Raw genomic sequence first — 12,539 nt, 5'->3', positions numbered from 1 at the left:
ACATTTGTGCCGCTACAATTTCAATCTGGAGAGAAAAAATGCGCGTGTTCTATGACGCTGACTGTGACCTTGGCCTGATCAAGGACAAGATTGTCGCGGTTGTTGGCTATGGCAGCCAAGGACACGCCCATGCGTTGAACATGAAGGATTCTGGCGTGAAGAACGTCTGGGTCGCTTTGAAGGAGGGTTCGGCTTCGGCGGCCAAGGCAGAAGCTGCTGGCCTGAAAGTCGTCACCGTCGCAGAAGCTGCTCAGAAGGCTGACGCTTTGATGATCGTGACGCCAGATGAAATCCAGCCAGAACTCTACGCCGCTGAAATCGCGCCTTACATCAAGCCGGGTCAAACCCTGATGTTTGCCCATGGGTTCTCGGTCCACTTCGGCCTGATCCAGCCGCCTAAGGGCGTGGACGTGGTGATGGTTGCGCCAAAGGGCCCCGGCCACACGGTGCGCAGCGAATATCAAAAAGGTGGCGGCGTGCCGTGCCTCGTGGCCGTGCAGCACAATGAAAGCGGCAAAGCGCTTGATTTTGCTTTGGCTTATGCGTCAGCTGTTGGCGGCGGCCGCTCGGGCATCATTGAAACCAATTTCCGCGAAGAGTGTGAGACCGATTTGTTCGGCGAACAAGCCGTCTTGTGCGGCGGTCTGGTTGAATTGATCCGCGCGGGCTTTGAAACCTTGGTTGAGGCAGGTTATGCGCCTGAGATGGCTTATTTTGAGTGCTTGCACGAAGTGAAGCTGATCGTGGATCTGATCTATGAAGGCGGCATCGCCAACATGAATTACTCGATCTCTAACACCGCCGAATATGGCGAATATGTCACAGGCCCTCGAATCATCACTTCTGAAACCAAGGCCGAAATGAAGCGCGTGCTAGAGCACATCCAAAACGGTGGCTTTGCCCGCGACTGGATGCTGGAAAACAAAGCTGGCGCACCCTTCTTCAAAGCTACAAGGCGCTTGGGTGATGAGCATCAAATCGAAGCCGTGGGCGCAGAGTTGCGCGGCATGATGCCCTGGATCGGCAAGAACAAAATGGTCGACAAAGCTCGTAACTAGGACCTTGCCGATCCAAAATTTTAAAGAACACGCCGGTCGCTGATAGCGACCGGTGGGATCGGAAAAAATAAGATGGTCGACAAAGCCCGTAACTAGGGCCTTGCCGAACTCAAATTATAAAAGGCCCGAGATGTTTGTCTCGGGCCTTTTTATTGGCTTAGAAAATCGAATAGCCACCGTCGATTACCAGTGTATCCCCGGAATGATAGGCCGAGGCTTGGCTGGCGAGATAAACCGCAATGCCGCCAAAATCGTCCGGTGTGCCCCATCGGCGGGCGGGTACGCGGGGTATGACCTTTTCGGCAAAGGCTGGGGAGTTCTGCGCCATTTCGGTCATGTCGGTGGCAATCCAGCCCGGCAGGATTGCGTTAGCCCGCACACCATAGCGCGCATGCTCGACCGCAATCGACTTAATCATCGAGATGACCCCGCCCTTGGTCGCGGCATAGGCCTCGTTACGGGCAGCACCCTCAATGGCAGCCAGAGAGGCAACGCCCACCAGAGATCCACCGGAATCGCCTGCCTTGGCGCGCTCCACCATATGGCGGCAGGCCTCACGCAGGGTGAAGAAGACGCCATCTAGATTAACCGCTAAGGTTTTCCGGTAAGTCTCCGTGCTCATGTCGACAAAGCTCGGCGCACCATAGCCGACGCCTGCATTGGCAAAGACAGTGTCGATGCGGCCCATTTGGGCCACCGTATCGGCCATGGCGGCAACGACTTGGTCTTCGTGAGCAACATCGACTTCCCAAGCCTTCGCCTTGACGCCATAGGCCGACAGCTTTGCTACCGCTTCTTGGTTGGCGGCAGCTTTGCGCCCCCAAATGGCGATATCGGCCCCGCAGGCGGCAAGGGCTTCCGCCATGCCTAGGCCAATGCCGCGATTGCCGCCTGTTACAAGAGCGACATGTCCAGTTAAATTGAATGGTTGATAGGCCATGGTGTTTCCCCGAGTCTTTTTGAATTGATGTAGGCAACACACTAGCAAGCGCCCATCAGTGCGCAAGTGTTGAATGGTTTGTGCTTAAAGCGGGGAGTCGCTATGAATTACTCCTATGTCTTACTCAGATTCGTCGCCAATTCCTGTTGTTCGTTTGACCCGTGATGGCTCTGCACGGATCAGCGTTGTTGTTCCTTGCTATAATGAGGAGGCCGTTATTGGTCTTTCTCATGCGCGACTGAAAACCGTGCTCGACTCTTTGGTTAGTTCAGAGCGCTTGGACTATGAGATCATTTATGTCGATGATGGTAGCCGGGATCTGACGGCAACGAAATTGACAGAGCTTGCGGCTAATGACCCGCATGTGCGCATCGTGATGTTATCGCGCAATTTTGGTCACCAACCCGCTGTAACAGCGGGCCTCGACATCGCTAATGGCGATTGCGTGGTTATCATTGACGCAGATTTGCAAGACCCGCCCGAATTGATCGCCGACATGGTAAAGCTGTGGCGGGACGGCTACGACGTGGTTTATGGTCAACGTACGGACCGCGAAGGCGAAAGTGCGTTCAAGCTCGCCACAGCGCGGGTTTTCTATCGTGGCCTGAACTCCTTGTCGGACGTGAATATCCCCCTCGATGTGGGTGACTTCCGTTTGATTGATCGCCAAGTTGTTGATGCCATTGGCTCAATGAAGGAGCGCGACCGATTCTTGCGCGGCATGATTAGCTGGGTAGGCTTTCGCCAAACAGCTTTGCCTTATCGTCGCGCTGCGCGCGCAGCAGGGGAGAGCAAATATCCCCTCCGCAAGATGGTATTGTTTGCCCTTGATGGCATGTTGTCGTTTTCGCTTGCCCCGTTGCGCTTTGTCATCATGCTGGGCTTGGCCATATTTGTTCTGTCCAATGTCGGCATTGTTTATGCCATTTTCAACCGATTGCTGACGGATCAATGGGTCAGCGGTTGGACCATGTTGTTCATCGCCGTCATGTTTATGGGTGGGGTCCAATTGATGGTTCTGGGCATGATCGGCGAATATGTTGGCCGCATCTATATGGCCTCAAAAGAAAGACCGCTCTATTTGGTCAAGCGCTTCATCGGTTTCCATGACCGAGGCTGACTTTCGCGCCAAAGCGATTTTGGGATTGCGCTATGCCTTGGCCGGGGGGCTAACTTCGCTTGTTTACATCATCGTCTACAATCTAATGGTCTATCTGGGACTGGTGCGCTTTTTCTCGTCTAACCTAGCTTATGGCGCAGCCCTTTTGTTTCAATATTCTGCGCACGGCAAGTTCACCTTTGGCCACCGTGAGACAAAGCCTGGCACCCTATGGCGCTATTTGACCGCGGTAGGAGTTGGTTTTTTGATCGCGGCTCTTATCAGCCAAGCCAATACCAAACTCTATAATCTCCCCGATTTAGTGGTGTCGGCCATTGTGATGGTAATCGTTGCCTGTACGAACTTCTTGTTCTTCAATTTCTGGGTCTATGCAGACCAGACCTCCAAGCCACTTCAAGGTGATCATGGCAAAAGTTGAGCGAGTATTTGGCCTTTATCTATTAGGCGGTATGGCTGTTGTGGCGTTAGGGGTCGTTCTATCCCTCATCGTGCTGCCTGGGCCAGACTTGTTGTGGCGCTTGTATATTGCTGACGGTCTCCTCAACGGCAAACAATTGTACCGCGACTTATTAGAGGTAAATCCGCCGCTATGGTTCTGGGCTGCCATACCGGCAGCGTGGCTAGCCCAAAATACACTGATTTTACCTTATCATGCGCTGCTTGGTATGAATGTGGCTGGCGTTGTTTCGGCTACCTTTATCGTTTTTCATTTGGCCAAAAAGACCTTGGGTCCCTCGGCCGCAGCAACTGCTGCTTTTGGATTTTTGTTTGCCTTAAGTTTGGTCAGCGTCGGAGATTTGGGACAGCGCGAGCAATCTCTTTTAATGGCGTGCGGCCTCTGGATATCCCTTTTGTGCGCCCGCCAAGCTGGCCATAAGGTCACCATGCCGATTGCGATCCTTGTCGGCCTGATGAGTGCTTATGGATTTGCGCTCAAACATTATTTTGTGCTCCTGCCTCTTATCCTTGAAGCGTGGCTGTTTTGGCACCAAAAGCGGGCGTGGAGACCATTTCGACCCGAAACCATTACATTGGCTATTTGCGCAATCGCCTATGCTCTAGCTGTTTGGACGTTCACACCCGATTTTCTGGGTCGCATGTTGGACTTGATACAAACGACCTATTTTGGTTTTGGATCTTGGAACAACTGGAATTCGCTTGGGCGCAAGGCTCGATTGTTGTTGCAAGGCTTATGGGTCCTTATTCCGATAGCTCTCATGGTTTTGACGAAGGATCGCCGCCCATTTTGTGTAGCCCTCGCGCTTGCCATACTTGCGTGTGCCGTGATTGTTTTGCTTCAGCAGAAGGGGTGGAGCTACCATTTTGTTGCGACCTTTGGACTTGCGGTCATGCTGTCATTCATCATGGTTCATCAAGCCGTTTCCAATCAGGAAAAGGGTGCGCGGATGGCTTTGACGTTGGTGGCAGCGCTGGGCGTGATTTGGAATCTTGTCGTCATTCCAGCCATGGGCAATGTGAAGACGCGTGGCCAACCCGTTGAGCCGCTGTTAAAATCAATTGTTGCCAAGGAACCCAAAGATAGCCGGATATTCATCCTATCTGTTGGGCCAGATTATGCCTTTCACCCGCTCGCCGATGCCGGTCGGCCCTATTGGTCCCGTTATTATTCGCTGTGGATGTTGCCAGGACTACTGACGCCAAACAAAGACCCTAAACTGGAAGCCATTCGGAAGGTCGAAAAAGAGCGCGTGCGGGCAGAATTTGTCGAAGATGTGCAATGCAGTCGACCAAACCTAATCATCGGAGAGGCTGGTTACATCGGAACGCCAGATCCAGTGCGGATAGACACGATTGCCTATCTTTCTGAAGACCCAGCATTTAAGGCGTGGCTTAACAGCCACTATCTGGCGGAGAGCAAGATTGGTCCTTACCCAGCCCGACGAATAAATCCCGCAGCACCACCGCCACCCTGTGTTCGATCGCTTAAGCTGCCTTAACAATCACAACCAGTGACACGCCCAAGGGCAGGGGCAGGCGGCCAATTAAATGACGCTCAAACGCAAAAATTGCTTCCAGCGCTTTGTTGAGCCAGTTTGAGGGCATGCCCGTATCGACTTCTTTGCTGCCGGTGAGATTTTTGATCCACCTTATGCCGGCGATCATCGGCAATAACAAGGTGTTGAAATAACTCATCATCTCGACCTTTAGGCCAGCAGATTCAATGGCGGCACGAAGCGTCTGGGCCGTATAGCGCCGTTTATGATGATGCTCTTCGTCATGCGGGCTCCACAGGTAGGGCAGGGCTGGAACAGTCAAGAGAAAGCTTGCATCCGGCTTTAGCTTTTTGGCAACAGCCTTCAGCGCGGCGACATCATCATCGACATGCTCCAGCACATCCAACATGACGGCAAGGTCTAAGCTATTTTCTGCCAGCGGCAGGCCATCTGGCAATCGGCCTTCCAGCACCGTCGCGTCCGAACGTGCAGCCGCAAAGACGCGCGCATCGGCATCAGGTTCGACAGCCGTTACCTGGCCAAAGCGCACGAGGACAGGTAGGTTAGAGCCGGTCCCGCAGCCAATTTCAGCAATCGCGAGGTTGGGACGCTTGGCAATATGTTGGGTAATCATTTCAGCCACAATGCGCCGACGAGCGCGATACCACCAGTGATTTTCGTCAATGGCTGCCATTTCAGTATAGGCGGAACGTTCCATGCACTCGGGCTCCCTGCCATCGAAATCGAAGATGGACTTATCTGGCCTCCCATAGCAAAGCGTAGGATGACAGTGGATTAACAAGTCAGCATTAGCTGTAATTTTATGCATTAATTTGCGGCACCAGCTCAATTCTGCTCAGAAAAAACGCCAAAACGGCGAAGTTGCGCAGTTTTCGCTGTTCTAGCTTGGCTAAGGACCTGCTAAAGCGCGCTCCTGCATCCAACAATCGAACTGAATAAACCCAGTCACAACTTGGTCGCCCATGACACTTACCTCATCCCTCTTGTCCGGCCCACGGTCGGCCACCTGGTCTCAAACAACCACGACGGCTTTGTTCGGCTTGGCTTTGGCTGGGATTTTGATCGGTGGGCTGTGGGCTATGCTGCAGCTGACGCCGACCGGCGATATCGTCTGGCGTTTATATGTCGCGGAACAAGTCGCGCAGGGCAAAGTCATTTATCAAGATGTGATTGAGACCAATCCACCCTTGTGGTTCTGGGCGGCATTGCCGTGGCATTATTTGAGCCAAATGCTGGGTGTCTCAGCTTACCAGGTCTTGGCAGTTGGTGTCACAGGTTTGGCAATGGCGGCGCTGTGGACATTCAACAGCCTGACGCGCGACTTGATTTCGCTTGGCCAACGTCAGGTCATTTTGCTGGCGATGGCCGTATCCTATCTGATTTTGCCCTTGGGTGAGACAGGGCAGCGGGAGCACGCGTTCTTTGTCGCGTCCATCCTTTGGACGGCGCTCGCTGTGGCGCGCATGGAAGGCAAGCCGATTTCCTCTGCGGCCCTTTTGATCACGCTGGCGTTCTCGGCTTACGGCTTCGCACTCAAGCACGTTTTTGTATTGGTTCCTTTGTTGATTGAAGGGTGCATGATGGCGCGTTTGCGTCGCGCCTATCGGCCAATCCGGTTTGAAACCTTAGGCCTCGGGGCCGCAGCAGTCCTTTACACCGTGGCATTATTACTATTTGCCCAAGACTTCTTTTCGCGCATCGTGCCGATGGTGATGGTAGCTTATTCTAACTTTGGACCCGTCATGCAGCTTGCGCCCAGCAAGCGCTTGGGCTTCATTTTAGGCACGACTAGCTTTGCCATTGTTCCCTTTGTCATGGCGCTATTGGCTTGGGACAAGCGCTCACTCACACTTGGGCTCTTGGTCACCCTAACGGCCATGCTGTTGGCAATTTGGCTGCAGATGAAGGGTTGGCGCTATCATATGTTGGCGGCACAAGGCTTGTCCCTGATGCTGGTGGTTAGCATTGGTGCCAAAATGGTGGCAGAGCGTCGGTGGGTGGTGGCAGCGCTTGCCGCTATTGGTCTGGCGATCCTGTCCCATCAAGCCATCTATAAGCCGATCAATCGTGTCCTATTGACCAAGGGCCAGCCAGTTTTCCCGACCTTGCGCAAGTTTGTAAAGAATGAGCCTCAAGATAGTCGGATCGCCGTCCTCTCGATTTCGCCTGAGCACGCATTCTATATCGTGCGGATTCTCGAACGGCCCATCATTTCGCGCCATTATGGCATGTGGATGCTAGTCGGTCTGGAGGTCCCCCAAGCCGATCCTAAGAAAGAATCCTTCCGCAAGATGGAGCTTGATCGGGTGCGGCGGGAATATGTGGCTGACCTAACCTGTCGACCGCCCGATGTCGTGATTGAAGAATATGGCCGCGTCTTTGCCAATCGCTTGGTTAGCTTCAATACTTTGACCTATCTGCGCGAAGATCCCGACTTCGATGCTTGGTTTGGTAAGTATTACCGCTTTGACAAGCCACTGGGTTATCGCCAATTCGCTTGGCGTTTGAAGGGTAAGCGGCCGAACGATCAATTGTGTGAGCGTAACCCTTAACTCTAAACTTGCGCCGCGTGCCAGAGGCGATGGCCTTGATGAATGATGCGGGTGGTTTCTTCCCATAGACCATGGCTTTCGAGCATATCAAGTGCCACGAAGCGCGCCTCGCTGGCGTCATCGCCCGCTATGACTGCCCCGGATTGATAGCGGGCGACATAGTCGATCAGCACATAATGACGCGTAACATCGCCCGTGCTCCGGCTGGTGAAGATACCGTCTACCACGTCGATTAGGCCAAATATTTCAGCCGTGACGCCTGTCTCTTCCGCCAATTCCCGCAAGGCTGCGTCAATTGCCTTTTCCCCCCATTCCAGCTTGCCACCGGGGATAGACCACTCCCCTTGCCGAGGGGGCGTGCCCCGACGGATCAAGAGGACGTGGCCATCGTCGTTGAAACAGACGATACCAACAGCAGGGACGGGGACAGGTTTGGCTTCCAGGGTCATGGCTTTGTGCTAGCATGGAAGCCATGTGTGGACGATACGCCGTAACATTGCCAGTAGATGCGATGGCGACCCTCTTTGGGTCGGCTGACAGGCCAAATCTGGCCCCGCGCTGGAACGTAGCCCCAACCCAGCTTGCCCCGATGGTTGCGATTGGCAAGGCAGGCGATACCCGGATCTTACAAGCCCGGTGGGGGCTGCGGCCGGCTTGGATGGCCAAAGACCCACCAACAGGGCCCTTGTTCAATGCCCGTGGCGAGACCGTGGCTGACAAACCGGCTTTCCGCACCGCCTTTGCCCGCAAGCGCTGCTTGATCCCCGCAGATGGCTTTTATGAGTGGAAGCGCGAGGGCAAGGTGCGCACGCCTTACTTCATCGCACGGCCAGACGGGCAGCCTGTTGCCTTTGCGGGCCTATGGGAGGCTGCCAAGGACGAGGAGGGTGGCCTTCTCTTGTCCATGAGCATTGTCACCACGGCTGCAACAGAGGATTTTCGAAATCTTCATGACCGTTTTCCCGTTGTGATCGAGCCGACTAATTGGCCAATTTGGTTGAAAGCCAGCACCCCATCTGACACCCTAAAACAGCTTTTAATTCCGCCACTTGATGGATTTATGGTGCCGAGGCAAGTCAGCGATCGGGTCAATAAGGTCAGTCACGATGACGCAGAGTGTTTTCGGCCTATCGACTAAAACTTTGCAGTCGTCGGACGGTCTGGGCAGGCGACAAGTACCAAAAAACTAAGCTAAGGTTAGGCATGAAATCTGGCGGCATATAAACGCGCACAGCCCGCCTAATCACGATAAAAGCTGGGGGAATTGCAATGCGTGCCGAGGCACCACAAGGGTCAAGTTCGCCGGGCAATAGCGGTCGTCCGAAGATTGAGAAGGACGTCTGGTTCTTGTTATTTGTGGTTGGCACCGCCTTTATGGCCAGCCGGTATGATTTCCAATTATCGACCCTCGCACTCCCACAATTCCAACAGGCATTTGGCTATGATGATCAGACCTCGGTCTTGATCGGCACGATTGCCAAGGTCGGGGCAATTCCTGCCGTGATGTTGACCTTGATGGCTGATAGGATTGGCCGAAAGCCGCTTTTCTTGGCAGCCATTTTGGGGTTCTCGGCATCCGCTTTGCTAACCGCTTTTGCACAAAATGCGGCAATGCTCGCGACGGGCCTCTTTTTCACCCGCTTGTTCACGATGGTCGATGAGTTATTGGCCGTGGTGCTTTTGGCAGAGGCAGCCCCAGCACGCGCGCGGGCTTGGATGCTGGGGCTGTTGGCGCTTCTAGGGGCCTCTGGCGATGGTGTGGCCTTGGTGGCCTATGGCACCTTTGCCGACCAGCCTGATGCGTGGCGCTGGATGTATGCAGCAGGCGCGGTGCCGGCACTTTTGTCCATCATCTGGCGGTTGGCGCTGCCCGAAAGTGCGGCCTTTGTCGCGGCTAGTCAGGCCAAGCAAGCCGATCCGTTTGCGCTGATCCGCACCCATCGTCGGCCCGTGATCCTGATTGGGATTGCTTATTTCTTGTTCTGGCTGCCAATTTCGCCCGCCTTGTCTTACAATTCCCAATATCTGCAGTCGGTTGCGAAGTGGGAGCCAAGCCAAGTCGCTTTGGTTTCATTTGCGGCTGGCCTGATTGGTCTGGTCGGAACCTTCCTCGGCGGACGATTGGCAGATCGCTTTGGGCGTAAGCCTGTTGCCCTGACTGCTACGCTCATTTGTGTCCTTGGGCTTTCAGGCGTCTATGGCAGCAGCCAGTTTGGCCTCGTCGGCGCATCGTTGAGCCTTGGCTATATGGCCTGGTTTGCGGCGTCTGTTGCGCTTCGTGCCACGATGACCGAGCTCATCCCCACAAAGGCGCGCGCCACCGTTGCCGGTACCTCTGAAATCGGGGCCAGTGGTGGTGCGATCGTGGGGGGGAGTTTGGTCGCTTTCCTGATCCCAGTCTTAGGGGGCCTTGGCCACGCTCTCATCGCCATCATGCCGTTGGTGGTCTTGGCACTCATCGCCATCGCCTTTTTACCAGAGACCAAGGGCCGGGTTTTGGTGGAAGGCGAAGAGGAAGACGTTAGCAAAGCCTAGCGGTCTAGGAAGTCTTTCGCCAAGTCCACCGTGCTGTGGTGCCCGACCGCTGTTCCACATTGGCTGGACCATTCCTTCCACGCTGCCCTTCCTTGATCGCGCAGGCCGGTTAGAAAGTCCCAGTCGGTATTGAATTTACTGGCTGCACCCAAGCCCTTCAGCGCGTCATCGGCCTTGATGGCATGGACTTTCACGTCCCGATAGCGGTCCTTCAATTTATCGCCTATCTCCTCATCCTCTAAGAGGCGCTGGACAAAGGCGATGGCGCGCAATTCTGCGATCAGACTGGCGTTAAAGGTAATCTCGTTTAAGCGGTCCATGATCGCCGCACTGGTCTTTGGCACGGTGTCTAGCGTCTGTGGATTCAACGCACATAGGAGCAAGTCGTCGGGTAAACCCGCTTCATAGAAGAGCGGCCAGAGCGCTGGATTGGCCATATAGCCGCCATCCCAATAGGCTTGCCCATCCACTTCGACGGCTTGAAACAAATAGGGCAGGCAGGCCGAAGCCAAGGTCACATCGGCACTGACCTCATGGGTGCGAAACACCTTCGCACGCCCACTTTTGACATTGGTTGCGGCGATAAAGAGCTTGAAAGGTGGATCTTTTGCTAAGCTTTCAAAGTCAACAACATCCTGAAGAGTGTCGCGCAAGGGGTTGAAATTCCAAGGATTAAACTCGTGGGGGCTCGCCACGCTTGTCAGCGCATCAAACCATTGAAAGCTTGCCGCCTTGAAGAGGCCGAATGGGTCAAAAGCCTTGCGGATAGCGTTCAGGCTGACCGGACTGAAGGGCCCGCGCGTCGTGCTAATCTTCTGCCAAAAGCGCGCCAGCGCCTCGCGCGCACCCGCGTTCCCGCCCGTTCGCAAGCCATCGGCGCAGACCACTGCATTCATCGCCCCGGCGCTGGTCGCGGTGATGGCGGCAATGTCAAACTTGTCCTCTTCGAGGAGCCCATCCAAAATCCCCCACGCAAACGCCCCGTGAGAGCCACCACCTTGCAGCGCCATGTTGAGGGCAGGCTTGGCTATAGGGTTCAGCCCACCTTGCCCGATGGTTGAGGGCGCGAGAACACTAACGAATCCGCTTTGGAACTTGCCGCGTCATAGCGGTAGCCATCAACGTCAAAAGCTTTGATGGCTTCTGGATCGGTGATACGATTTTCAATGCAAAAGCGCGCCATCGTGCCGCGCGCCCGCTTGGCATAGAAGCTCAACACGCGGGCCTCGCCATCCTTTATCTCTTTGAAGTTCGCCGTGATGACTCGCGCTTGTAACGCCTTCTTGGAAACGGCGCTGAAATATTCAGTAGAGGCAAGGTTCAGCACGATGGGCGCAGCTTGGCCCACTAAGTCGCTATTCAGAGCTTTGGATATCCGGTCGCCCCAAAAGTCATAGAGGCTCTCGCCGCGTCGGGTCTTCAGCCGTGTGCCCATCTCCAAGCGGTATGGCGCAATGACGTCGAGCGGGCGCAAAAGACCGTAAAGGCCCGACAGGATGCGGACGTGGTCCTGCGCCCAGTTCAAATCCTCGGCGCTTAAATCTCGCGCCTGTAAGCCTTGATAGACATCGCCATTAAACGCCAAGGCGGCTTGAAGCACATCAGGCCCATCAAGGCCCGGGTCAAACGCTTGAAAGCGCTGGTAGTTTAAATCTGCCAAATTGTCAGACAAATGCATCAGCTTGGCAATGTCGGACCGCTTTAATCTGGCCGTTACTTTGGCGAGCGTTGCAATATCGGCTTCCAAGCGTGGCTTGGTTGCTGGCAGGTCTTGAGAGACCGGCTCGTAATTAAGGTTTTTCGCGGGGGAGAGTAGAATCAGCATGGCCCTAAAATAGGGCTGCTTGGGCGAGGGGGCAATGCATGATGATCGCCCCCTGCAAGGTGTTTCTTGACGACGAGGGCTGGTTAGAAAGCGCGCTTGCCCGTGATGGTCTCACCAAACATCCGGAAGTCGCCCATTAGGCTCCAAGCGGGATAAGTGAAGGTCGCTGGCTTATTCTTCTCGAAGAAATAATGGCCAACCCAAGCAAAGCCATAGCCGACGATTGGGGCTGCGACTAAGTATTGGAAGCCACCCACGACGCCCCAAAGGACGACCATCAGCAAACACAAGCAGACAAGGCCTGTGCCAACGATATGCAGGCGGCGGCTGATCACATTTTGGTGCTCAGAAATATAAAACGGATAAAACTCCTCAAAGCTCGCAAAGCGGGCAGGGCTAGAGCCCATGTTTGAGTCAGGAGCATCGGTCGGGGCGGTGGTTGCGTGTTCGTCGGTCATGCGCTGCATGTGTGGTCGCTCGCCCGCAAACGCAAGGGCCAATTCGGGTATTTGGGGAAAATTATTTGGGGCGGG

Annotated in this window: 13 protein-coding genes; 7 read left to right on the top strand and 6 right to left on the bottom strand. The window is 54.7% G+C overall.

What is annotated here, in order from left to right:
• Nucleotides 1–38 precede the first annotated feature (38 nt).
• Nucleotides 39–1,058 carry a ketol-acid reductoisomerase gene (ilvC, locus tag ACIQ20_RS00205; protein ID WP_395776239.1) on the top strand — a complete coding sequence of 340 codons (1,020 nt, stop codon included), beginning with the start codon at nt 39–41 and terminating at the stop codon, nt 1,056–1,058.
• 157 nt (nt 1,059–1,215) lie between these two features.
• On the opposite strand, the gene ACIQ20_RS00200 is transcribed toward ilvC, so the two are convergent.
• Complete coding sequence (locus tag ACIQ20_RS00200) at nt 1,216–1,998, bottom strand: SDR family NAD(P)-dependent oxidoreductase (RefSeq protein ID WP_395776237.1); 783 nt, start codon at nt 1,996–1,998, stop codon at nt 1,216–1,218.
• 115 nt (nt 1,999–2,113) lie between these two features.
• Here ACIQ20_RS00200 and ACIQ20_RS00195 point away from each other — a divergent pair, with 115 nt between their 5' ends.
• The 3 genes from ACIQ20_RS00195 to ACIQ20_RS00185 are packed head-to-tail and all read left to right on the top strand — an operon-like array spanning nt 2,114 to nt 5,076.
• Nucleotides 2,114–3,118, top strand: a complete 1,005-nt coding sequence (locus tag ACIQ20_RS00195) for a glycosyltransferase family 2 protein (protein ID WP_395776234.1) — start codon at nt 2,114–2,116, stop codon at nt 3,116–3,118.
• Nucleotides 3,105–3,536: a GtrA family protein gene (locus ACIQ20_RS00190; protein WP_395776232.1), complete on the top strand. Its 432-nt coding sequence runs from the start codon at nt 3,105–3,107 to the stop codon at nt 3,534–3,536. The genes ACIQ20_RS00195 and ACIQ20_RS00190 overlap by 14 nt, the downstream gene beginning before the upstream one ends.
• Nucleotides 3,523–5,076, top strand: coding sequence for a hypothetical protein (locus ACIQ20_RS00185; RefSeq protein ID WP_395776230.1), 1,554 nt, complete (start codon nt 3,523–3,525; stop codon nt 5,074–5,076). Before ACIQ20_RS00190 ends, ACIQ20_RS00185 begins: the two co-directional genes overlap by 14 nt.
• Here the strand turns inward: ACIQ20_RS00185 and ACIQ20_RS00180 are convergent.
• A complete protein-coding gene (locus ACIQ20_RS00180; protein WP_395776228.1) occupies nt 5,063–5,791 on the bottom strand; it encodes a methyltransferase domain-containing protein in 729 nt (242 codons plus the stop codon). The genes ACIQ20_RS00185 and ACIQ20_RS00180 overlap by 14 nt on opposite strands.
• A gap of 265 nt (nt 5,792–6,056) precedes the next feature.
• Here ACIQ20_RS00180 and ACIQ20_RS00175 point away from each other — a divergent pair, with 265 nt between their 5' ends.
• The gene (locus ACIQ20_RS00175; protein ID WP_395776226.1) at nt 6,057–7,646 is read left to right on the top strand and encodes a hypothetical protein; all 1,590 of its coding nucleotides are present in this window, start codon (nt 6,057–6,059) and stop codon (nt 7,644–7,646) included.
• A 2-nt stretch (nt 7,647–7,648) separates the two neighbouring features.
• Here ACIQ20_RS00175 and ACIQ20_RS00170 read toward each other — a convergent pair whose 3' ends face one another.
• Nucleotides 7,649–8,095, bottom strand: a complete 447-nt coding sequence (locus ACIQ20_RS00170) for an NUDIX hydrolase (RefSeq protein WP_395776224.1) — start codon at nt 8,093–8,095, stop codon at nt 7,649–7,651.
• A 23-nt stretch (nt 8,096–8,118) separates the two neighbouring features.
• Between ACIQ20_RS00170 and ACIQ20_RS00165 the strand changes: the two genes are divergently transcribed.
• Together ACIQ20_RS00165 and ACIQ20_RS00160 are read left to right on the top strand one after the other, a co-directional pair.
• Nucleotides 8,119–8,784 carry an SOS response-associated peptidase gene (locus ACIQ20_RS00165; RefSeq protein ID WP_395776222.1) on the top strand — a complete coding sequence of 222 codons (666 nt, stop codon included), beginning with the start codon at nt 8,119–8,121 and terminating at the stop codon, nt 8,782–8,784.
• Between the two features lie 131 nt (nt 8,785–8,915).
• Nucleotides 8,916–10,181 (top strand): MFS transporter, encoded by a 1,266-nt coding sequence (locus ACIQ20_RS00160; protein ID WP_395776220.1) that lies wholly within the window; start codon nt 8,916–8,918, stop codon nt 10,179–10,181.
• On the opposite strand, the gene ACIQ20_RS00155 is transcribed toward ACIQ20_RS00160, so the two are convergent.
• The 3 genes from ACIQ20_RS00155 to ACIQ20_RS00145 form a co-directional block, all read right to left on the bottom strand.
• Nucleotides 10,178–11,191 carry a patatin-like phospholipase family protein gene (locus ACIQ20_RS00155; protein ID WP_395776218.1) on the bottom strand — a complete coding sequence of 338 codons (1,014 nt, stop codon included), beginning with the start codon at nt 11,189–11,191 and terminating at the stop codon, nt 10,178–10,180. The genes ACIQ20_RS00160 and ACIQ20_RS00155 overlap by 4 nt on opposite strands.
• A gap of 26 nt (nt 11,192–11,217) precedes the next feature.
• The gene (gene yaaA / locus ACIQ20_RS00150) at nt 11,218–12,006 is read right to left on the bottom strand and encodes a peroxide stress protein YaaA (protein ID WP_395776216.1); all 789 of its coding nucleotides are present in this window, start codon (nt 12,004–12,006) and stop codon (nt 11,218–11,220) included.
• An 83-nt stretch (nt 12,007–12,089) separates the two neighbouring features.
• On the bottom strand, nt 12,090–12,464 hold the full coding sequence (locus ACIQ20_RS00145) for an Mpo1-like protein (protein ID WP_395776214.1): 375 nt from the start codon (nt 12,462–12,464) through the stop codon (nt 12,090–12,092).
• Between the last annotated feature and the right edge of the window lie 75 nt (nt 12,465–12,539).

The organism is Aquidulcibacter sp., from assembly GCF_044346625.1.
Classification (GTDB): Bacteria; Pseudomonadota; Alphaproteobacteria; order Caulobacterales; family Aquidulcibacteraceae; genus Aquidulcibacter.
The sequence above is the reverse complement of the archived record's forward strand: the minus strand, read 5'-3'. Positions and strand labels throughout refer to the sequence as shown.